The following is a 23,665-nucleotide window of genomic DNA, read 5'->3' on the forward strand; positions in this document are numbered from 1 at the left end:
AGTTCCGCGAAAACTCTGGTAATTTCGTATATTGGTATGCAGACCCAGGAGGTGGCAATAAAATCCAGCGTAAAAGTGGTGATGAAGTCTGATACTGAGATGCTTGATGAGGTAATGGTGGTTGCTTTCGGTACAGCAAAGAAGTCTGCATTTACGGGTTCGGCTAAGGTGGTTGGTACCGAAAAGCTGGAGCAGTCGCAAGTGACGAATGTTACCGATGCTTTGGCAGGTGCTGTGCCGGGTGTGACATTGACTTCCAATGACGGTGCTCCAGGTGCAAAATCATCCATCAAGATTCGTGGTTTTAGTTCTATCAATGCAAAGAATGACCCTCTGATTATTGTGGACGGCGCTCCTTATAGCGGTGATATTAATAATATCAATCCTAACGACGTTGAGTCAATGACAGTATTGAAGGATGCAGCTTCGAATGCACTTTACGGTGCTCGTGGTGCTAATGGTGTAATTATCATCACTACCAAAAGAGCCAACATGTCGGGAGAGGCTAAGGTGACTTTTGATGCTAAGTGGGGTGCTAACACTCGAGCGTTGCAGAAATATGAAGTGATTGACAATCCTGGCATGTACTACGAGATGCATTATCGTGCCATGAACAATTATTATAAGTCAACGGGAATGAATGACCAGGCTGCATGGCTTGAGGCAAACAAGAATTTGTTTGGCTCCAACGGTGGATTGGGATACAATGTATATACGGTTCCCGATGGGCAATTCCTCATCGGCCAGAACGGTAAGCTCAACCCCAACGCTACATTGGGTAGAGTGACGAACTATAAAGGACGTGATTATCTGCTGACTCCGGATGATTGGGAAGATGTAGGAATGCGTACCGGTCTGCGTCAGGAATACAACTTCTCGGTGAGCGCAGCCAATGAAAAGTCCTCTTTCTATGTTTCTTTAGGTTATCTTGGAAATGAGGGTATCACTGAAGGCTCTGACCTGAAACGTTTGACAGGCCGTTTGAAAGCCGACTATCAGGCAAAGAAGTGGTTGAAGATTGGTGGTAATATGGGATATGCACGTTTTGATTCTAACTCGTTGAGTAACAATGGTACCAGTTCGTCTACCGGTAATATATGGGCGTTTGTTACCCAAATGGCTCCCATCTATCCCGCCTACGTGCGCAATGCTGACGGCAGCATCATGGTGGATAATAATGGTATTGGAATGATGGACTACGGTAGTGGTATCAATGCAGGTATGCAGCGTCCTTTCATTGCTGATGCCAACCCTATTCTAGACAATAAACTAAATACCAGAAACTCTGAAGGAAATGCCATTAACGGCAACGCCTTTGTAGATATAACTCCTATAGAAGGCCTAAAGGTGACATTCAATGGTGCTTTCAACTTGGATGAGACACGTCATAGTTACGTTTACAATCCTTACTACGGGCAGTTCGACTCCACTGGCGGTACAGTGAGTAAGTATCATACACGTACTTACGATTACAACCTGCAACAACTTGTTTCTTATGCCCGTTCGTTTGGCGACAATAACTTCGATATTCTTTTAGGTCACGAATATTATGATTATCGCTACTATGAACTTGGGGCCAGCAAGTCGCAGATGTTCTCTCAAGGCAATAAGGAATTGGACGGTGCCATTATCGACGGACAAGGTGCTTCTTCCTATAAAGAGCGTCGTAACAATGAAGGTTTCTTCGGCCGTTTGCAATACAATTATGACGAACGCATCTTCGGCTCGGCTTCTTTGCGTCGTGATGCTTCCAGCCGTTTCCATCCGGACCATCGCTGGGGTACATTCTGGTCGGTAGGCGGTGCGTGGCTTATCAACAAAGAAAGCTGGTTTGATGCTTCATGGGTGCAGGAACTGAAGCTGAAGGCTTCTATTGGTTCACAAGGTAATGACAATATCGGTGACTTCCTCTATACGGATAGATTTAACATTATCAACTCTAACAACAGCCTTGGTACTTCATTTAAATCTAAGGGCACTAAAGACATCACTTGGGAAACCAACACTAACTTCAATATCGGTGCAGAGTTCCAGTTGTGGAACCGTGTAACCGGTAGCATTGAGTACTACAGACGTAAGACTTCGGATATGTTGTTCTCATTTACCGTGGCTCCATCATTGGGTTATGCTTCCTATATGGACAACGTTGGTAACATGGTCAATAGTGGTGTGGAAATGGACTTCAATGTGAATATCTTCGATACACGTAACTTTACGTGGGATGTGAATGTGAACATTTCAACCTTGAAGAACCGTATTACGATGCTTGATCCTGATAAGTTGATTACTACTGAGTATACAGCTGATGGAAAAGGATATAAGGGCTATTCTAACGGAAGCTTCTTTATTGGTGAGGATTTGTCTATGTTTACATGGCGCTTGAAGGAGTATGCCGGAGTGAATGAAAAGGGTGAGTCTTTGTTCTATAAGAATGTCAAGGACGAGGCCGGCAATATCACCGGACGTGAAACGACTACGAATCATGCTCAGGCTGACTATTACATCACAGAGGAAAGCTCAATACCTAAGGTGTATGGTGGTTTCGGTACCAAACTGAAAGTATATGGCGTGGACTTCGGCATAAACTTCACTTACCAGATTGGTGGTAAGCAATATGATGGTACGTATGCTTACTTTATGTCGTCACCTTATGGTACGGCTGGTTACAACTACCATAAGGATTTGCTGAACTCATGGACTCCTGAGAACACAAATACTAATATCCCTCGTTTCCAGATGAACGACCAATATTCAGGGGCAATGTCTACGCGCTTCTTGACAAATGCGAGCTTCTTGAATATCCAGAATATTAATGTGGGCTACACGTTACCTTCCAAGTGGACAAGAAAGTTGGCCATCAACTCATTGCGCGTGTATATGTCGGCAGAAAATGTTTTCTATTGGTCTAAACGTAAAGGGTTCGACCCACGTCAGTCATACGACGAGACAACCAATGCTACTTTCTATTCACCGATGCGTACCATCTCCGGTGGTGTGTCATTTGAGTTCTAAACCTAATATATAGATTACAATGATTATGAAGAAGAATATATTCAAACTATTTTCGGTTATGGTCGTATCGGCCACGGTATTGACCGGCTGTATAGAAGAGGTTTTTCCCGAAGATTCTACAGCGACCTCCGATCAGATTGGTGCATCGGCAACAGCGATTGAGGCTTCGCTTAATGGCTTGCCATCGCAAATGGTACAAGGCTATCTAGTGTACGGTAAGCAAACACATGAGACCGACCTTGCTTATCCCTCATTGATGTTGGCCCAGACAGAACTGCTGGGTGATGTCGTGGCTACGGATTACGGATATGACTGGTGGTGGCGCTTCAATGCCAATAATGGTATGAACGACACCGGCTATTATTCATATTTGCCTTACTTCACCCTATATAAGTTCGTTAAATCGGCCAATGACGTGATTGCGGCCGTTGATGTGACTGATCCCACAATTACCGATGAAATGCGTGGGCTTGGAAGTATAGCCCATGCTTTCCGTGCATTGGACTATTATACGCTGATGGTACTTTTCGAACCGGTAGAAAACATCTATACCGATTGTAGCAAGGTACTGGGGCTGACGGTGCCCATCGTGACTGAGGCAACAACTAACGACATTGCGAAGAGCAATCCGCGTGCGACCCACGAAGAATTGGTGAATTTCATTCTTGCCGACCTTGACAAGGCAGAGATAGGTTTGGAGTCTTATACACCTGTCAGTAAGAACTTCCCTGACTTGGCGGTCGTATATGGTCTGAAGGCCAAAGTATATATGTGGGATGGTCAGTTTGCTAAAGCTGCCGAGTATGCCCGCAAGGCTATTGATAAGTCGGGAGCAACACCTATGAGCGAATCACAGTGGCATAATCCCACTACCGGTTTCAATACGGCTACTTCTGCATGGATGTGGTACCTTCACCCCACGGCTTCCAATATGGGTAATCTTGCTAATTTCATTGGTCACATTTCCAATGAAGCGGATTGGGGATATGCTTCTTTGTCTAAGCTCCAGATGGCACGTTCACTTTATGACGCGATTCCTGCTACCGATTTCCGCAAATATTCTTACCTTGACCCGGACAGAAGTACTTACGCTTACCAGTCAGTGAGAGGCAATGCATGGCTGGATGAACAACCGGATTATATGTCATTGAAGTTCCGCCCCGTGGGTGGTGACTATAACACTTATTCTGTGGGTGCGGCTGCAGATATTCCCGTGATGCGTGTGGAAGAGATGTATCTCATAGAGGCTGAAGCAGTAGGTGCCAGCCAGAATGTGGCAGCAGGCGTACAGTTGTTGAATAACTTTATGAAGCAGTACCGCCAGAGCAATTACAATTTCAGTACGGGTGATTTGCGTAATTTCCAACTTGAGGTGTTGAAACAGATGCGTATCGAGTTCTGGGGTGAGGGAATCGCATTCCCCACGGCTAAACGTCTGAAACCAGATGTCATTCAGAATTATGAGGGTACCAACTTTATAGAAGATATCTTCAAGATAAACTGTAAAGGTGTGAAGCCCAACTGGACATTGATGATTCCTAAGACCGAGGTCGATTCAAATACTGCCCTTCAGGGAATGAACAATCCGGACCCGTCCGGTGCTATTGCTAAACGTCCTACTCCGATAGGGGAGTTTGCACCGGGTAACAATTAACCAATGAACTAACTTTTAATAGAATTTGTATATGAATAAGATATTCAATAAATTGTTTTTGGGCTTGGCCGTATGCGGTTTGGCTATGACGGCTTGTTCAGACGGTGTGGAGTGGGAGCCTTCTCCGGTTCCTACCGAGGGTGTACAAGCTTATATTTATGCTGATAACACTGATTTGACTTATTATCCGAATGATGAACAGGTTTTTGTGGTCAAAATCGGCCGTCAGAAAACAGATGCGGCTGCATCTATTCACTTGACTACAGATGCGGAGAGCGTAACAGTGCCGACAACGGTTGATTTTGCTGCCGGTGAAGCACTCAAAGAAGTAAAGATTGCGTTTGACATAGCTGTGGGTACTACTGCATCTTATACTATTGCCATTCCTGAAGAAGATTCCTATGTTTATGGTTCACCCAAGGTGACGGTCAATATAAAGCGTGACTATACTTGGCTCAATATAGGTACAGGCTACTATACATCTCAATTATTTGGAGAGGGTTGGGATCAACCTGTGCTGAAGGCTAAAGAGGCTAATATCTATAAGCTGGAAGATTGCATTACGAAAGGATATCCCATCATGTTTACGCTAAGCGATGACAATCAAGAACTGATAGGTTGGGATCCTCAACCTACTGGTTATGACAAGACGGACTATGGTATGCTATACTTTGCAGCAGCAGGTATGGAGCGTAAAGGAAACGTGTTGTCTTTCCCGATGCAGGGCTTGGTAGTACTTGACAGTGGTAAATGGGGAGTACTGTATCAGGGATTCACGGAAACGTTGGAGATGCCGGAAGGGTTCTGATTATTCTGGCAATTAGATAACATGTAATTTGAAATGGCATGTAAGATGAAGTTCGACTTCATTTTACATGCCATTTTTCTATTGTGTCTGTTTTTATTTTATTCCCCTTTTTAAGGCGCTTCCGCCAAAATTATTTATATTTGCTGCCCGAACCAACAATACGTATATATAATAAGGTATAGAAACTATGAAAGAATTTGTAATCTCCGAAGCGCAGGCAGAAACAGCGGTATTGGTAGGTCTTGTCACGAAGACTCAGGATGAGCGTAAGACCAATGAATACCTGGACGAGCTTGCATTCTTGGCTGAGACAGCCGGGGCGGAAGTAGTGAAGCGGTTTACCCAGAAGCTGGATGCAGCGCATTCCGTGACTTATGTCGGCAAGGGCAAGCTGGAAGAAATTAAAGAGTATATCCGGAATGAAGAAGAAGCCGAACGCGAAATCGGCATGGTGATTTTTGATGATGAACTCTCCGCCAAGCAGATACGCAATATAGAAGCTGAACTCAAAATCAAGATACTGGACCGTACGTCCCTGATTCTCGATATCTTTGCCATGCGTGCCCAGACTGCCAATGCAAAAACGCAGGTGGAGCTGGCGCAATACAAGTATATGCTTCCTCGTCTGCAACGTTTGTGGACCCACTTGGAACGCCAGGGTGGTGGCTCCGGTGCCGGTGGAGGTAAAGGTTCCGTGGGACTTCGCGGCCCGGGTGAAACGCAGCTGGAAATGGACCGCCGTATCATCTTGAACCGTATGTCATTGTTGAAGGAGCGCTTGGCTGAGATTGACAAGCAGAAGTCTACCCAGCGGAAGAACCGCGGACGCTTGATTCGTGTGGCATTGGTGGGATATACCAATGTAGGAAAATCCACATTGATGACTTTGCTTTCGAAAAGTGAAGTCTTTGCAGAGAATAAGCTGTTTGCCACGTTGGATACTACGGTGCGTAAGGTGATTATTGAGAACCTGCCGTTCCTGCTATCCGATACGGTGGGCTTTATCCGTAAATTGCCGACGGATTTGGTAGACTCCTTCAAGTCTACTCTGGATGAGGTACGCGAGGCGGACTTGCTGTTGCATATCGTAGACATCTCTCATCCGGATTTTGAAGAACAGATAGAAGTTGTGAACAAGACGTTGGCAGATATCGGTGCCGCCGGTAAGCCCATGATTCTTGTATTCAATAAGATAGACGCTTATACTTATATAGAGAAAGCGGCTGACGACCTTACCCCCAGAACCAAGGAAAACTTGACACTCGAAGAACTGATGAAGACGTGGATGGCTAAGATGGAGGATAACTGCCTCTTTATTTCTGCCCGCGAAAAAATCAATATGGAGGAACTGAAGAGTGTAGTTTATCAGCGTGTGAAGGAATTGCACGTGCAGAAGTACCCCTATAATGACTTTCTTTATCAGACCTACGAAGAAGAAGTTTAATTTTAGTTATGAGTTATAAGTTATGAGTTATTTGCTGGCAGCGGTTTGAATCGGTAGTGCCGGCAAAGGCAATAACTTATAACTCATAACTCATAACTCGTTATAAGGATGAATTACAGAAGACTGACCGAAGATGAAATTCTCCGGTTGAAGAGCCAGTCATGTCTGGCTGATGATTGGGGGAAAGTAACCGTTGCAGAAGAGTTCTCAACGGAATTTGTGCATCATACCCGTTTTTCGGGTGAGGTGTGTTTGGGAGTGTTCCATTCAGAATTTATGTTGCCGGGAGGAATCAGGAAGCATTCCGGTTTGCGGCATGTGACGCTGCATAATGTAACGGTGGGAGATAACTGTTGCATTGAGAATATCCAGAACTACATTGCCAATTATGAAATAGGGCATGACACCTTCATTGAGAATGTGGATATTATTCTGGTAGACGGTGTGTCGAAGTTCGGTAACGGGGTAGAAGTGTCTGTCCTGAATGAGACGGGAGGCCGTGAGGTGCTGATTAATGATAAACTCTCCGCACACCAAGCCTATATTCTGGCGCTTTACCGCCATCGCCCGGAGCTGATTGCACGGATGAAGGAAATCACGGATTTTTATTCCAACAAACATGCTTCTGCTGTAGGAAGCATCGGGAACCATGTAATGATATTGAACACCGGTTCCATAAAGAATGTGCGCATCGGTGATTATTGCCGCATCTGTGGTACATGCCGTCTGTATAACGGAAGCATCAACAGCAACGAGGTGGCGCCGGTACACATCGGGCATGGGGTGATTTGTGATGATTTCATCATCTCTACCGGGTCTCATGTAGATGACGGAGCTATGCTGAGCCGCTGCTTCGTGGGGCAGGCATGCAAGTTGGGACACAACTACTCTGCCTCGGATTCTTTGTTTTTCAGCAACTGCCAGGGAGAGAACGGGGAGGCGTGCGCTATTTTTGCCGGACCCTATACGGTAACCCACCATAAGTCTACGTTGCTGATTGCCGGTATGTTTTCCTTTATGAATGCCGGTTCGGGGTCCAATCAGAGTAACCATATGTATAAGTTAGGACCTATCCATCAAGGCACTTTGGAACGTGGTGCCAAGACGACTTCCGATTCGTACATCCTATGGCCTGCAAGGGTAGGGGCATTCTCTTTGGTAATGGGGCGCCATGTCAACCATTCTGATACTTCGAACCTGCCGTTCTCTTACTTGATAGAGCAGAATAATACCACCTACCTTGTACCCGGTGTCAACCTGCGTAGTGTGGGTACCATCCGTGATGCCCAGAAGTGGCCGAAACGTGACGGGCGTACCGACCCGAACAAACTGGATTACATCAACTATAATCTTCTCAGCCCCTACACGGTGCAGAAAATGTTCAAGGGACGGGAAACGTTGCAGAATCTGCGTCATGCCAGTGGCGAGCTTTCGGATATCTATTCTTTCCATAGTGCGAAGATACGTAACTCGGCTTTGGTGAAAGGTATCCGCTTCTATGAAATAGCCATTCATAAGTTCCTCGGAAACTCTGTCATCAAGCGCTTGGAAGGCATTGACTTCCGGAGCAATGAAGAAATACGTGCCCGTTTGAAGCCCGATACTGCCATTGGCAGCGGCGAATGGGTGGATATTTCCGGATTGATAGCCCCAAAGAGTGAGATAGATGCGCTGATAGACGGTATTGAGTCCGGCAAAGTCAATCGCTTGAAGTCTATCAATGCCGAGTTTGAGAAGATGCACAGCAACTACTATACCTACGAATGGACCTGGGCGTATGAGAAGTTGGAAGAGTTCTATGGTATCAAGCCGGAAGGTATGACGGCAGAAGACGTCATACATATTGTCGAAAAATGGAAAGAAGCAGTAGTTGGCCTCGACCGCATGGTGTATGAGGATGCTAAGAAAGAATTTTCACTGGCTTCCATGACGGGCTTTGGAGCTGACGGCTCACGCTTGGAAAAGGAACTTGATTTTGAGCAGGTACGCGGCGACTTTGAAAGCAATCCGTTTGTAATGGCTGTGTTGAAACACATTGAGGTGAAGACGGCGCTGGGCGATGAACTGATAGGGCGGATGCAGCGGGTATCAGAAAATTAATTATGATTTGCCGCCTTTTTACTCTAATTAAAGAATTATTTCAATAATAGTTTTTACCTTTGCTCTGTAAAGGCGGTTTTCAGGCTGCCTTTGCTACCCGAATCACTTTTAAACATTAAATATACGAGTAATTATGGCAACAACACCTCCGTTCAAGTATCAGCCCATGTTCGAGAAGGGAAAAGATACTACTGAGTATTATCTGCTTACGAAAGATTACGTGTCAGTAAGCGAGTTTGAAGGAAAACCTATCCTGAAGATTGAAAAAGAAGGTTTGACGGCAATGGCCAATGCGGCTTTCCGTGATGTATCGTTCATGTTGCGTCGTTCGCACAACGAGCAGGTTGCTAAGATTCTGAGTGACCCCGAAGCAAGCGATAACGATAAATACGTGGCACTCACCTTCCTGCGCAATGCAGAGGTAGCGTCCAAAGGGGTACTTCCTTTCTGCCAGGATACGGGTACGGCAATCATCCACGGTGAGAAGGGACAGCAGGTATGGACCGGATACTGTGACGAAGAAGCCCTCTCACTGGGTGTTTACAAGACTTATACCGAAGAGAACCTGCGCTATTCGCAGAATGCTCCCCTCACCATGTACGATGAGGTGAATACGAAGTGCAACCTTCCCGCACAGATTGACATCGAAGCTACGGAAGGTATGGAGTACGAGTTCCTCTGCGTAACCAAGGGTGGTGGCTCTGCCAACAAGACTTATCTCTACCAGGAGACAAAGGCTATCCTCAACCCCGAAACATTGGTTCCCTTCCTTATCTCAAAAATCAAGACTTTGGGTACGGCAGCTTGTCCTCCCTATCACATCGCATTCGTTATCGGCGGTACCTCTGCCGAAAAGAACTTGCTGACTGTGAAACTGGCTTCCACCCACTTCTACGATAACCTACCCACTACCGGCAATGAGTTCGGCCGCGCTTTCCGCGATGTGGAACTGGAGAAGCTGGTACTGGAAGAAGCTCATAAGATTGGCCTCGGTGCCCAGTTCGGCGGCAAGTATCTGGCTCACGACATACGCATCATCCGCCTGCCGCGTCACGGTGCTTCCTGCCCCGTGGGTCTGGGCGTTTCCTGCTCTGCCGACCGCAACATCAAGTGTAAAATCAATAAAGAAGGTATCTGGATTGAAAAGCTCGACAGCAACCCGGGTGAACTGATTCCCGAAGAACTCCGTAAGGCCGGTGAAGGCGATGTGGTGAAGATTGACTTGAACCAGCCGATGGCCGATATTCTGAAGGAACTGACCAAGTATCCGGTTTCCACCCGTTTGTCTCTGAATGGAACCATCATCGTAGGCCGTGACATCGCACACGCCAAGCTGAAAGAACGTCTGGACCGTGGCGAAGACCTGCCGCAGTACATCAAAGACCATCCCATCTACTACGCCGGTCCTGCCAAGACTCCTCAAGGCATGGCTTGCGGCTCCATGGGCCCGACTACTGCCGGACGTATGGACCCGTATGTAGACCTCTTCCAAAGCCACGGTGGCAGCATGATTATGCTTGCCAAAGGTAACCGCAGCCAGCAAGTGACAGATGCCTGCCAAAAGTATGGCGGTTTCTACTTGGGCTCTATCGGTGGTCCTGCCGCTATCTTGGCACAGAACAACATCAAGAGCATTGAGTGCGTGGAATATCCCGAACTCGGTATGGAAGCTATCTGGAAGATTGAGGTGGAGAACTTCCCTGCATTCATCTTGGTGGACGATAAGGGCAACGACTTCTTCAAGCAACTGAAGCCCTGGAATTGCAGCAAGTAAAACAGAAGCCTTTTAGAAAGGCATAATATAAGGAAAGCCGTAACGGAGAAAATCTTGTTACGGCTTTTTTGTTTTGTAGAGGAAAACAAAGTGTTTCGCGGCATAGAACACTCTGTTTCATCAAGCAAAACAAACTGTTCCTTTATGTTGAAACAAATTGTTTCAATAGGAAGAAACAAACTGTTCTTTCATGTTGGAACAAAGTGTTCTTCCCTATTGGAACACTCTGTTCTGCCTTGATAAAACAGATTGTTCTCTATAGGAGAATAAAACTGAAACTCGTTTGTTGTCGTATTTTTGTTACATTCTCCTTTTCATTTCTCGGTTAACTTCTTTATCTTTAGCCCTCCAAACAACCAATTTAATAAAACATGGAACTGACTCTTACACGACAAACTCCGGCACAACACATCGTATGGCTGGATGTGGTACGCCTTGTTGCAATGTTTACAGTAGTTTGCTGCCATTGCACAGACCCTTTTAACTTCTATCCGGGCACATCGCCCGACATTGTTGACATCAAGTTCTGGGGAGCTGTCTACGGTGCGGCGCTCCGTCCTTGCGTACCGCTTTTTGTAATGATTACCGGTGCATTGCTGTTGCCGGTACGGGGTGACGCCTCGGCATTCTACAAGAAACGTATCCCCCGCGTATTCTTTCCTTTCCTCATCTGGTCTGTGATTTACAATCTGTTCCCCTGGATAACGGGACTGCTGGGAGTGGAGCCGAAAGTGATTCTGGATTTCTTCCCTTATTCGGGTGAGGAAGTGATGCGCCAGTCTCTGGCAGTGAGCCTGGGATATATTGCAGAAATGCCTTTTAATTTCTCTCTATTGGATGTACACATGTGGTATATCTATCTGCTGATAGGGCTTTATCTCTATCTTCCGATATTCTCGGCATGGGTGGAGAAGGCCTCGGAACGTGCCAAACTATGGTTTCTTGCAGCATGGGGAGTGACACTGCTGCTGCCTTATTATACCGAGTTTGCCGCTCCGTACCTTTGGGGGACTTGCTCGTGGAACTCGTTCGGTATGCTGTATTACTTTGCCGGTTTTAACGGCTACCTATTGTTGGGCCATTATCTGAGGAACCATAACTGGACGGGCCGGCAACTCTGTGGCATCGGCATTCCCATGTTTGCCATTGGCTATGCCGTAACATTCCTTGGTTTCCGTCGTATGACCTCCTTGCCGGATTTTACGGATGAGATGCTCGAACTCTTCTTCACCTACTGTTCGCTGAATGTAGTAATGATGACCATCCCCGTGTTTATGCTTTGCAAGCGGGCCAATTTCCGTTCGGAGCGCATCAAGAAAGCATTGGCAAACTTGACGCTCTGTGGTTTTGGAGTCTATATGATACACTATTTCTTTACCGGACCGAGCGTAGTCCTGATGCGTGCTATCCATGTTCCTATCTATCTTCAGATACCTTGTGCCGCAGTCGTCGCTTTCTGTACTTCCTGGTTTCTGGTGGCAATGGCATACCGTTGTTTCGGGAAGCGGACCAAGTGGGTGCTGGGGTAGTTTGGATGAAAGATTGTTTATCTTTAAAGGAGGAGATTTAGGGCTTATTATCTCCTCCAGATTCTCCACATATAGTAAGCGCAGTGCGTGAATGCGAAAACAAACGAGATAATCAGCAGCACTTTGCTTTCTCCCCATCCCACAGTCTGTTGGTGCCACAGTCCGGTGATGACACAAAGAACGGCAAGGATAAGTCCAATCATGTTCAAGGTCACCTGCCCGTGGCGGGTGTCGCCTCCATGCTCCAGCTTACTGTGCTTCATGCCGTAGCCCACGTAGATGTCCAGACCGATGAGCATCCACAGCACCAGGCGTATCCATGTATCGGCAGGAAGGAACAACATCATGCAAAGGCAAGTAAGAATACCCAGTATGGGGATAAGTGGAACAAGTGGGGTTTTAAAGGAACGGGGCACGTCAGGCATGGTTCTGCGTACTACCAGTACAGCGGCACAGACCAGCGTGAAGGCCATCAGCGTGCCGATGCTTGTCATCTCTCCGGCCAGCCGTGCGGGTACAAAAGCTGCCAGCAGGCCCACAAGTACCATGAAGAGCAGGTTGCTGCGTGCCGGAGTACGGAACTTTTCGTTGATATGCGAGAAGAAAGGAGGCAGCAGCCCGTCGTGGCTCATGCTCAGGAATACGCGGCTCTGTCCCAGCAGCGTCACCATGATGACGGAGCAATATCCGAACAGAATGGACAGCACGATGGCACGGTTCAGCCAGGGATAGTCCGGCTGGATGATACCTGCCGCATCAGCCTGCCCCATGTGCTCTATGGCTATGGCAACGGGAGCAATGCCTTGCTGTCCGCTGAAGGCGGTGTAGTGTGCCACTCCCGTCATGACGTGGGCAAAAACCATATAGAGCACGGTGCATACCAGCAGGGAGACCAGAATGCCGATAGGCATGTTCCGCTTCGGGTTCTTCGTCTCTTGGGCAGCTGTGCTCACGGCGTCGAACCCGAGGAAGGCGAAGAATACGATGGCCGCCCCTCGCAGGATGCCGGAGAAGCCATATTCGCCCAGCACGCCCGTATTGGCAGGGATGTAAGGTGTATAGTTGTCGGTATTGATGTATTTCCAGCCGAGTATGACAAAAATCAGTATGACGGAAACCTTCAGGAATACAATGAAGCCGTTGAAGATGGAGCTGCCTTCCGTACCCCGTATCAGGAAGAGGCTCATCAGCACGACGATAAGGAAGGCGGGGATATTTACGACTCCACCATCCCAGGGACAGGCGGTGAGGACTTGCGGTAGATGTATGTCCAGTCCCTCGAGAAAGACGACCAGATAGCGGCTCCAGCTGATGCTTACCGTGGTTGCGGCTACGGTGTATTCCAGTACCAGGTCCCACCCGATAATCCAGGCGATGAGTTCGCCCATCGTGGCATACGAGTAGGTGTATGCGCTGCCGGCTACGGGTATCATGGATGCAAATTCCGCATAACATAGTCCGGCGAAGCAGCATCCCAGTGCGGCAATGGCAAAGGACAGTGTGATGGCCGGTCCCGTATAGCCTGCCGCCACCGTTCCGGTGATGGAGAATAGACCCGCTCCGATGATGACTCCCACGCCCAGGGCAACAAGGCTCCACGGACCAAGTACACGTTTCAATGTTTTCTTTCCGGAGGCATTCGCCTCCGCTTGCAGTGCCTCGAATGGCTTTCTGATGAATAATCCCATTATGCTTCAATTCTGATAAACCGGGCGCAAAGGTACGGATTATATTGCTTATTCCATATAGCGCGCTACTTTTCCACTGATTTGCAGTAGGGAGATTTCACATAATTTGGTATCATATTCCGCGGAGAGAATACGTTCTTCTGCATCCAGCAGACTCTTTTGGGCTTCGCGCATCTCGATTCCCGAGAGGTTGCCCAGCATATATCGTTCCATGGCAATCTCGTGGTTCTCCTTGGCAGCCACAAGGTTCTGGCGTTCCAGGTTCAGCATTTGCAGGTTGTTTTGGTAGGCCTGCCATAGGTTGCTGAGATCGGCGCGCAGGGCTTGCTCCAGTTGCTCCCGTTCCAGGCGAGCGTTCTGCACGGCAATGCGGGCATTCTTGCGTTCGCGGCGCCGGTTGCCATCGAACAGATTGAAGCCGACCGTGACGCCGAAGTTCAGACCGAGGTTGCTGCGGCGGCTGTTGGCAGAGATGTCATACTTGTTGAGGGTGTAGCCGTATCCGCCGTTCATCTTCACGTATGGGTAGTCGCGCGAGCAGACTTTCTTGTAGTCCAGACGGGCCAGGGTATTGTTCTGTTCGGCACGTAGCAGTGAGGCGTTGATGGTGAGGGTGGCGTTCCACAGCTCCTCGAAGTTCAGGGAGGCGGTCACGTTGATGAGGCTGTCTTGTATGATAAACGGCTGGTCTACATCTTTGTTTGCCATGAGTTCGTTCAGCTGGATACGTGAGGTGTGCAGCAGTTCCTGCTGTTTCATGTATTGGGCACTGTCGGCATTGAAGTCCACTTTGGCCTGCTGGTAGTCCAGGCGCGAGAAGTTACCGATGTGGTAACGCTCTTCCACAATGCGCAGGCGCTCTTTGGATAGCGATACGGCATAACGGAAGTTCTTCAAGCGGATTTTCTGCTGCACATAGTTATAGTATTCGGCGGCTATGTTGGCTATCAGATCCTCGATGGCGATGCGCGTATTGGTCTCGCCTTGGCGTTCCAGCTCCTTGAGCCGTTGGTAGTTGGCGGTAATGTTGAAACCGTCGAAGATGGTCCAGTTCAGGTTGATGCCTGCATCGAGAGTTTGGTCAAACACTCCGTTGTCCTTGGTTGTCTCTCCGGTGGCTCGGGCTTTGGTCTCGGTATTGTCTATGGTTCCCTTGTAGCCGGCGGAGAGGTCCAGTGTGGGCAGGTAGCCCGCATTGCCCAGTGTGGCGTTGTTCTTGCTGACCTGCTCTTCATTGCGGACAATGCGCAGGGAGTAGTTGTTCAGCAATCCCTGCTCCAGGCAGGACTTCAAGGTGTAGGTAGGCGCAGGCTGTGCATAAAGGTCCAGCGCTGTGCAGGCAGTGGCTATGAAAATTAAAACAATGCGTTTCATTCGGTCTTCAGTTTACTTCGGTTCGTTGATACATAACTATATATGGCAGGCACGATGTACATCGTCAGCAGTGTGGAGATGAGCATGCCGCCTACGACGGCAGTACCCATGGCGATGCGCTGGTTGCAGCCTTCGCCGGTGGCGTAGGCAAGCGGTATCAATCCCAGGATGGTGGAGGCACTCGTCATCAGGATGGGGCGCAGACGTTGCAGGGAGGCGTCCTTGATGGCTCGCATCTTGTCTTCACCCGCTTCCTGCTTCTGATTGGCGAACTCCACAATCAGGATACCGTTCTTTGCTACCAGACCAATCAGCATGATGATGCCAATCTGGCTGAATATATTCATCGTGATGTCTCCGAAATACATGAATACCAGCGCGCCGGCAATGGCGAGAGGCACCGTCAGCATGATAATCAGCGGGTCTTTGAAGCTCTCGAACTGGGCGGCCAGAATCAGGTAAATCAGCACGATGGCAAGGATGAAGGCGAACATCAGACTGGAGGAGCTTTCGCGATACTCCTTGGAGTCTCCGGTCAGTGCGGTACGGAAGGTCTCGTCCAGTGTCTCCTTGGCAATCTTGTCCATTTCGTCCAGTCCTTGCCCGATGGTCTTCCCGTCGGCAAGCCCCGCGGAGATGGTGGCGGACACGAAACGGTTGTAACGGTACAGTTTCGGAGGGGCGATACCGCCGGTCAGCTCTATCAGGTTGTCCAGCTGCACCATGTTCCCGTTGTCGCTTCGGATATAGATACCTTTCAGGTCGGCGGGCTTGTTGCGTTGCTGGCGGTTGATTTCGCCCAATATCTCGTATTGCTTTCCGTTCATGTAGAAGTAGCCCATACGCTGTCCGCTCAAGCCGTATTGCAGAGTTTGGGCAATGTTCTTGGTGCTTACGCCCATGATACTCGCCTTGTCACGGTTGATGTTGATGCGCGCTTCAGGCTTGCTGAACTTCAGGTTTACGTCTGCCATCTGGAATACCGGATTTTCGTAGACCTTCGTCATGAACTTGGGGAGCACCTCCTGCAATTTCTCGATATTAGTTGCCTGCAATACATACTGCACGGGCATACCGCCGCGCCGTCCTCCGAATGAGGAGGACTGCTGTACGAAAGAGCGTGCCATGGTCTTTTTCTGCACTGCCTTCGACAACTTTTCGGCAACCTCCATCTGGGTATAGTCACGGTCTTTCATGTCTTTCAGTGTGATACGTACGTTACCGCTACCACTGGATACACGCGCTGTTACCGCTTCTGCATCCGGGATAATGGAGTCCACCAGATGATTGATGTCTTCGGTATAGTCGCGGATATATTCGTAAGTCACTCCTTCGGCACCCATTGTATTGATACTGATTTGCGAACGGTCCTCCAATGGCGCCATTTCAGCCGGGATAGTATTCCAAAGGACTCCGATAAGCAGGATGGTGACGATGGTGAAGGGCAGGGCAATCCAGCGCCGTTTCAGGAAGGCGGCCAGTGACTGGCTGTATACCCGGTTCATCCCTTCGAAGAAAGGTTCGGTCTTGCGATAGAACCAGCTCTGCTGTTCCCTTTTGATTAAAAGTTTGGTGGCAAGCATCGGCGTAAAAGTCAATGCGGCGAAGGAGGAGATAATCACCGAACCGGAGACCACGATACTGAATTCGCGGAACAGTCGTCCTGTCGTACCGTCCATGAATACAATAGGGAAGAATACCGCCACCAGCGTAATGGTAGTGGAGATGACGGCAAAGAAAATCTCCTTGGCTCCTTCTATGCCGGCTTCTTTCGGTGGCATCCCTTTCTCGATGCGGACATAAATGTTCTCCGTCATCACGATGGCGTCGTCCACCACCAAGCCCACGGCAAGCACCACGGCAAGCATGGAGAGCACATTGATGGAGAAACCGGCCAGATACATGACGAAGAAAGCTCCAATCAGCGAAACGGGGATTACAATACATGGCACAAGCGTCACACGCCAATCGCGCAAGAAGAGGAAAATGATGATGATAACCAGTACAAAGGCCTCATACACCGTCTGCTTCACCTCGTCGATAGAAGCGCGGATAAACTTGGTATTGTCAAAACCGTAGTTGTAATGAACATCTTCGGGAAGGTCTTTCTTCATCTTCTCCATGCGGTCATATACGGCGTTGGCTATTTCAATGTGGTTGGCACCCGGCTGCGGAATTACTACGACACCTACCATGGGCACACCGTTCATCTTCATATAACTTTTGATGTCGGCTGGTCCCAGTTCGGCACGTCCAATGTCGCTGAAGCGGACAATACGGTTACCGTCTTCCTTCAGGATAAGATTGTTGAACTCTTCGGCTGTATGCATCAGACCCAACGTACGGATGGTGAGCTCGGTAGTGTTTCCTTCGATACTTCCGGAAGGGAGCTCTACGTTTTCGTTGTCCACCGCATTCTTTACATCCAGAGGAGTGATTCCATAGCCGGACATCTTGATGGGGTCCAGCCAAAGCCGCATGGAATAGCGCTTTTCTCCCCAGATGCTTACACTACTTACATCTGAAATAGTCTGAAGCTGCTCCTTGACAGTCAGGTCGGCTATTTCACTGAGCTCCAGTAGGGAACGTTTGTCGCTTTGGAGGGCAACCATTAGGATAGGGGTGGCGTCCGCATCGGCTTTTGATACGGTAGGAGGGTCACAGTCACGAGGCAGATAGCGTTGTGCACGCGACACTTTATCACGTACGTCGTTGGCGGCGGTTTCCAGGTCAACGGAAAGCTCAAACTCTACTGTAATGCGTGATGAGCCTTGCTGGCTGACACTGGAGAGGGAGCGTATGCCGGGAATACCGTTGATGTTCTGCTCCAGAGGCTCCGTTATCTGGTTCTCGATGACATCGGCGTTGGCACCCGGATAGGAGCAGGATACTGATATGATGGGATTGTCTACAGATGGGTACTCGCGTACACCCAGATAATTGTAGCCGATGAAGCCAAACAGCAGGATTATCAGGGTAAGTACTGTCGAGAGTACCGGTCGCCGTATACTTAATTCGGATATATTCATTCTTTACAATTGATAATTAACGGTTGATAATTGACAGTTGTCAATTGATATTGTCCAGTGTTACCGGTAGTCCGGTACGGAGTTGCAGGGTTCCCGAGGTGATGATGGTATCTCCTGCCTGCAAGCCTTGCAATACTTGTACTTCCGCTTCCGTACGGATTCCCGTAGTAATCTCTACCGGCTGGGCTTTTCCCGACTTATAGAGGAATATCTTGTCTTTTCCCATTTCCGGTACAATGGCTTCGGACGGTACGGCAAGGGCGTCCTGAATTTCATCCTTGTTCAGCTTGATGCTGGCATAGCGGCCCGGAAGCACAGCTCCGTTGGCATTGGGATAAAGTGCACGGATTGTCAGGGTATGGGTAGTAGGGTCTATCTTTGATTCGCGTGCATAAACCGTGGCGTGGAAGGTATTTAGCTTTCCTTCGAGAGTGAAGTCCAGTCCGGCGCCGGTCTTTACGTCATTGGCATACCGCTCGGGTACGGCAAATTCCACCTTCAACGGCGAAATCTTGGTGAGTTTGGCTACAATGGTTGTAGGGGAAGCGTAAGTACCCACACTGACTTGGCGCAGACCGATGACACCGTCGAAAGGAGCACGCAGCTCAGTTTGTGCGATGTTCGATTCTATCAGGTCAATGTCGGCATTCAGGGTGGCCAGCTCGGTCTTTACTTGTTCGTAGGCTTCTTTACTGACCGCATCCCTTTCCAGCAGGGCGTTCTGGCGAAACACGCGGTCTTCTGCCAACTTTAATTGGGAGACGAGGCGTTGCAATTGTGCTTGCAGCGGCCGGTCATTAACTTTGGCAAGTAATTGTCCTTTCTTGACGAAGCTGCCTTCTTCAAAATTTATCTCTATGATTTTGCCGGATGTCTCGAAAGAAAGGTCCACTTCCTCATCCGGCAGCAGGCTGCCGCTGATTTGTATTTCATCCTTCAGCAGTTGCGGTTTGATTATTTTTGCGTTTACGTTTAGAATTTTCTTACCGCTACGTTGACCGGTCATCACCTTGTCTGCAGCGGCTAATTCTTCATTCTCTTTAGGTAATTGGGAGTAGATTCCTCCTCCAATCAGTCCGGCACCAATCACGATAATGATGCCCCATTTAACTCTCTTATTCATGTTGTAGTATTAGTAGTAATAAAATCAGCCTTAGATTAGACTACGGGAAAAGAGAATAGTTTAAAAGATAAAGAGTTAAAAAGTGTAAGAATATGGATTGGAAAGGTGATAAAATGACAAATCAGTAAGCAGCCCGGTATTTTCCCTCCTCCTTGTCCTCCAGCATGTTCAGATAAGAAGCGTAACGGGATTCGCTGATATAGTGCTTCTCGACAGCCTCGCGTACAGCGCATCCGGGTTCGTGGCGGTGGGTACAGTTGCCGTAACGGCAGTCGGCAGATACCTTGAATATTTCCGGGAAGTAGTGGCCTATCTCTTCTTCTTCCATATCGAATGTTCCGAAACCTTTGATGCCCGGAGTGTCAATGATATATCCGTTGCCCGGAACCGGGAACATTTCTGAGAAGGTAGTGGTGTGCATACCTTTATTATGATAGGTGGATATCTCTCCGGTTTTAATCTCTATATCGGGCAGTATTGCCTTGATGAGTGTCGATTTCCCTACTCCGGAATGTCCGGAAAAGAGGGTTATGCGTCCTTTGAGTTCTTTCTCGATAGTGTCGATGCCTTCCCCTTTTCTGGCAGAAACCTTGAAACAAGGATAGCCGATGGTGGTGTAAAGGTTGATGAGACTGTCCAGATAGTGCAGTTCCTCTTCATTGTAGGCATCCACTTTGTTGAATATAATCTTGACGGGAACACGGTATGCCTCGGCAGAGGCGAGAAAACGGTCTATAAAGGTAGTGGAGGTCTCGGGATAGTTCACCGTCACTATGAGCATGCACTGGTCGAGGTTGGCAGCAAGAATGTGCGATTGCTTGGAAAGGTTGGAGGCGCGGCGGATGATGTAATTCTTCCGGTCCTCTATCTCGCTGATAAAGGCCGTACCTTCTTGGTTCAGTATGATGTTCACATAATCGCCTACAGCCACGGGATTAGTGCTTCGTATGCCTTTCAGCCGGAAGTTCCCTTTGATTTTACATTCAATCTCCCTTCCGTCGTCAGTCCGTACCAAGTACCAACTTCCGGTGTTTTTTATAACGAGTCCCCTCAAAATAATTGAAAGTTGAAAGTTGAAAGTTGAAAATGGAAGGTTGAAAGGCTTCTATACTTGGTATATCGGTTTATTTTCAACTTTCCATTTTCCGTTTTCAACTTAATTAAACGGTCATGATTTCTTTATCCTTTGCAGCCAGCATGTCATCAATCTGCTTGATGAACTTGTCGTGAATCTTCTGCAGCTTTTCTTCACCGCCTTTCTGGGCGTCTTCGGCCAGTCCGTCCTTTACGGATTTCTTCAAGGCGTCGATGGCATCACGGCGTGCATTACGTACACTTACCTTGGCAGTTTCTCCTTCTCCCTTACACTGTTTGGCAAGTTGTTTACGGCGTTCTTCCGTCAGTGGCGGGATGCCGATACGGATAATCTCACCATTGTTTTCGGGCATGATGCCGAGACTGGAGTCAATGATGGCCTTTTCAATGACGCGGAACATGCTCTTATCCCATGGCTTGATGGCAATGCTGCGTGCGTCCGGAGTGGTTACGGCTGCCACATTGTTGATAGGAACCATACTTCCATAAGAATCCACACGGATACCGTCCAGCAAACGGATATCGGCTTTTCCGGCGCGGATATGAGCCAGTGCCTCGTCCAGATACATGATGGCCATGTCCATACTTTCTTGCGCTTCGTCTAAGATGTCTTTTACGTCTCTCATATTATTTTCGTTTTGAAATAGCTTTGATTTGAAACTTTGCAAATATAATTATTAAATTGAAAATTGAGAATTAAGAATTAAATAACATTCATTTTTTATTCTCCATTTTCCATTCAATTGTGCACCAGTGTACCGATTTCTTCTCCTTGCATCACTTTTTTCAGATTACCCACTGTGTCCATGTCAAAAACGATGATGGGCAGGTTATTCTCTTTGCACATGCAGGTGGCAGTGAGGTCCATCACTTTCAGACCGCGCTTCAGCACTTCGTCGTAGGTGATGTCGTGGAACTTCGTGGCTGTCGGGTCCTTCTCCGGGTCGGCGGTGTAGATGCCGTCCACACGGGTACCTTTCAGCATGACATCCGCCTCAATCTCGATGCCGCGCAGACTGGAACCGGTATCGGTAGTGAAGAACGGATTGCCTGTACCGGCGGACATGATGACTACTTCGCCTGCTTCCATACATTCGATGGCACGCCATTTATTGTAGAATTCACCGATGGGTTCCATACGTACGGCAGTCAGCACGCGGGCCTTCACGCCGGCAGCTACCAGAGCCGAACTGAGTGCAAGGCTGTTGATGACGGTTGCCAGCATTCCCATCTGGTCGCCTTTCACACGGTCGAACCCTTTGTTGGCACCGCTCAATCCGCGGAAAATGTTTCCACCGCCTATCACGATGCCTATTTGTACTCCCAATTCGTGGATTTCTTTGATTTGAGCTGCGTACTCGGCAAGGCGTTTCTCGTCGATGCCGTATTGCTTTTCACCCATCAGGCTCTCGCCGCTGAGTTTCAATAAGATTCTTTTATAGGTTGCCATAATATATAGTTTTGTTACATTGCTTTGCAGCAAAGATAAAGAATTAAACTGAAAAGTGCAGCAGAATGTGGTAGGATAGTTGCCTAACGCACAGTCTTTAGGAACTCGTCCATGCTGTGATATAACGGAACGCCATAGCGGTTGCAAGTAATCCGCACATTGTCGTAGCGGTAGAAACCGGGTTCACAGATAACGTGCAGTTTGCCCGAACGCATGTGCAGTCCCATCTCCAGCAGGGTGATGGGGGACTTGCTGCTTGCCAGGATATTCATGATTATTAGGTCGGCTTTTTCCAGATGTTCCAGTTCCCAGTTCACTTGATGTTCAAAGTCGGACATTTCGCCGCTGAGTCCCTTGTCCCTTCGGGGATTGTATAGGATGTATTTACCTTGGGGGCGTGCGCGGAACCAGTCGCAGGTTGCCTTTTGCCAGTCTATGCTTTTGCCCATGTCGATGGTGCCTGCCAGGAAAATTCTGGTGTATTCGGCTTCGTTCACTTCGGCTTTGCCTTCATCCGGGTGGAGTACTATAACCTCGGACTGAGCCTGCAGCCCGATAGGAAACAACAGCAGTAAAAGCAGGTAGAGACTTTTCTTCATGGTTGGTGATGGTTTTATAGGATTAGTTTCTTTTCTTGCTTCTTATCGGGAGTCTTGGGAACAGTTTCCTGAAACGGACCAGTTGGCTTGTAATATTGCCTCCTGCGATGACGAACGTTACGGCTACGATAATCATCACCAGTCCGAAGCTTTCTCTGACTGTCAGGCTTTCTCCAAAGACGGCTATTCCGAAGAAGATGGCTGTCACGGGCTCCAATGCGCCGAGAATGGCGGTCGGGGTGGAGCCGATATATTGGATGGCACCGGTAGTGCAGAGGAAGGATATGGCGGTGGGGAAGACAGCCAATGCAAGCAGATTGGCCCACAGATACCACTGGTCCGGTGTGTTCAGTACGCCGGAATAGAGCAGGCGTGCCACAAAAAGCGATAGGCCGAAGAGAAGGACATAGAAGGTGACTTTAAGCGTAGCCACATTTTTCAACGATGTCTGGTTGATGCCCACGATGTATATGGCATAGGAAAGGGAAGACGCGAAAACCAGCAGTGTCCCTATCAGGCTCAGTGTGCTGCCGTCCTCGCTCTTGTAGAGCAGTCCGATACCTCCCAGTGCAAGCAGCATGCAGACGATGGTTTGCAGTGCCAGCTTCTCTTTGAAAACCATGGCCATAATAAGCGCCACCATGATGGGATAGACGAACAGCAGTGTAGACGCTATGCCGGCGGCCATGTAGTTATAGCTCAGAAAAAGCGTCAGTGAGGAGAGGGCCACGAGCAATCCCATGATGATGAGCGGAAATGTTTCTTTCCGCTGTATCTTGAATGACCGCCCTCTCGCCTTTATCATAATGCCCAGCAACGGGATGGCGAAGAGGTATCTGAAAAAAAGTACCGAGTCCGGGTCCATGCCGGCCTTGTACAACGGGAGGGCAAACAGTGGATTCATGCCGTAGGAGGCTGCGGCGATGGAACCTAAAATATATCCTTTGGCTTTTGCGTTCATATCTTTATCTGTAAATTAGCGCGCA

The 23,665-nt window shown here is 48.4% G+C and carries 16 protein-coding genes; 7 read left to right on the forward strand and 9 right to left on the reverse strand.

All coding sequences use genetic code 11. The features are described 5' to 3' along the window. The 7 genes from DW096_RS11975 to DW096_RS12010 form a co-directional block, all read left to right on the forward strand. Positions 1 to 3,012, forward strand: a 3,012-nt coding sequence (locus DW096_RS11975) for a SusC/RagA family TonB-linked outer membrane protein (protein ID WP_230321455.1), incomplete at its 5' end; no start/stop codon positions are given. A 25-nt stretch (positions 3,013 to 3,037) separates the two neighbouring features. Next, positions 3,038 to 4,666 carry a RagB/SusD family nutrient uptake outer membrane protein gene (locus DW096_RS11980; protein WP_225982625.1) on the forward strand — a complete coding sequence of 543 codons (1,629 nt, stop codon included), beginning with the start codon at positions 3,038 to 3,040 and terminating at the stop codon, positions 4,664 to 4,666. Positions 4,667 to 4,697: 31 nt separating this feature from the next. Continuing rightward, positions 4,698 to 5,474 carry a hypothetical protein gene (locus DW096_RS11985; protein WP_022402281.1) on the forward strand — a complete coding sequence of 259 codons (777 nt, stop codon included), beginning with the start codon at positions 4,698 to 4,700 and terminating at the stop codon, positions 5,472 to 5,474. 187 nt (positions 5,475 to 5,661) lie between these two features. Continuing rightward, positions 5,662 to 6,918: a GTPase HflX gene (gene hflX, locus DW096_RS11990; protein ID WP_005824258.1), complete on the forward strand. Its 1,257-nt coding sequence runs from the start codon at positions 5,662 to 5,664 to the stop codon at positions 6,916 to 6,918. Positions 6,919 to 7,026: 108 nt separating this feature from the next. Then, positions 7,027 to 9,018 (forward strand): DUF4954 family protein, encoded by a 1,992-nt coding sequence (locus DW096_RS11995; RefSeq protein ID WP_005824256.1) that lies wholly within the window; start codon positions 7,027 to 7,029, stop codon positions 9,016 to 9,018. 133 nt (positions 9,019 to 9,151) lie between these two features. Continuing rightward, positions 9,152 to 10,792: a fumarate hydratase gene (locus tag DW096_RS12000; RefSeq protein ID WP_005824254.1), complete on the forward strand. Its 1,641-nt coding sequence runs from the start codon at positions 9,152 to 9,154 to the stop codon at positions 10,790 to 10,792. Between the two features lie 371 nt (positions 10,793 to 11,163). Beyond that, positions 11,164 to 12,321 (forward strand): acyltransferase, encoded by a 1,158-nt coding sequence (locus tag DW096_RS12010; protein WP_016274176.1) that lies wholly within the window; start codon positions 11,164 to 11,166, stop codon positions 12,319 to 12,321. 47 nt (positions 12,322 to 12,368) lie between these two features. Here the strand turns inward: DW096_RS12010 and DW096_RS12015 are convergent, their stop codons facing one another. The 9 genes from DW096_RS12015 to DW096_RS12055 form a co-directional block, all read right to left on the reverse strand. Next, the gene (locus DW096_RS12015) at positions 12,369 to 14,009 is read right to left on the reverse strand and encodes an amino acid permease (protein WP_044467866.1); all 1,641 of its coding nucleotides are present in this window, start codon (positions 14,007 to 14,009) and stop codon (positions 12,369 to 12,371) included. 48 nt (positions 14,010 to 14,057) lie between these two features. Then, on the reverse strand, positions 14,058 to 15,383 hold the full coding sequence (locus DW096_RS12020; protein WP_005835080.1) for a TolC family protein: 1,326 nt from the start codon (positions 15,381 to 15,383) through the stop codon (positions 14,058 to 14,060). Beyond that, on the reverse strand, positions 15,380 to 18,412 hold the full coding sequence (locus tag DW096_RS12025; RefSeq protein WP_016274175.1) for an efflux RND transporter permease subunit: 3,033 nt from the start codon (positions 18,410 to 18,412) through the stop codon (positions 15,380 to 15,382). The genes DW096_RS12020 and DW096_RS12025 overlap by 4 nt, the downstream gene beginning before the upstream one ends. Before the next feature lie 40 nt (positions 18,413 to 18,452). Next, positions 18,453 to 19,535: an efflux RND transporter periplasmic adaptor subunit gene (locus tag DW096_RS12030; RefSeq protein WP_005824248.1), complete on the reverse strand. Its 1,083-nt coding sequence runs from the start codon at positions 19,533 to 19,535 to the stop codon at positions 18,453 to 18,455. 121 nt (positions 19,536 to 19,656) lie between these two features. Then, positions 19,657 to 20,589, reverse strand: a complete 933-nt coding sequence (rsgA, locus tag DW096_RS12035) for a ribosome small subunit-dependent GTPase A (protein WP_005824247.1) — start codon at positions 20,587 to 20,589, stop codon at positions 19,657 to 19,659. A gap of 106 nt (positions 20,590 to 20,695) precedes the next feature. Continuing rightward, on the reverse strand, positions 20,696 to 21,256 hold the full coding sequence (frr, locus tag DW096_RS12040; RefSeq protein WP_005824243.1) for a ribosome recycling factor: 561 nt from the start codon (positions 21,254 to 21,256) through the stop codon (positions 20,696 to 20,698). Positions 21,257 to 21,369: 113 nt separating this feature from the next. Next, positions 21,370 to 22,080 (reverse strand): UMP kinase, encoded by a 711-nt coding sequence (gene pyrH / locus DW096_RS12045; protein WP_005835090.1) that lies wholly within the window; start codon positions 22,078 to 22,080, stop codon positions 21,370 to 21,372. A gap of 83 nt (positions 22,081 to 22,163) precedes the next feature. After that, entirely contained in the window at positions 22,164 to 22,679 is a 516-nt protein-coding gene (locus DW096_RS12050; protein WP_005824239.1) for a nucleoside 2-deoxyribosyltransferase domain-containing protein, read from the reverse strand. Between the two features lie 22 nt (positions 22,680 to 22,701). After that, positions 22,702 to 23,640 carry a DMT family transporter gene (locus DW096_RS12055; protein ID WP_005824237.1) on the reverse strand — a complete coding sequence of 313 codons (939 nt, stop codon included), beginning with the start codon at positions 23,638 to 23,640 and terminating at the stop codon, positions 22,702 to 22,704. Positions 23,641 to 23,665 lie beyond the last annotated feature (25 nt).

It is taken from the genome of Bacteroides sp. AM07-18 (assembly GCF_003602695.1).
Taxonomy (GTDB): Bacteria; Bacteroidota; Bacteroidia; order Bacteroidales; family Bacteroidaceae; genus Bacteroides; species Bacteroides uniformis.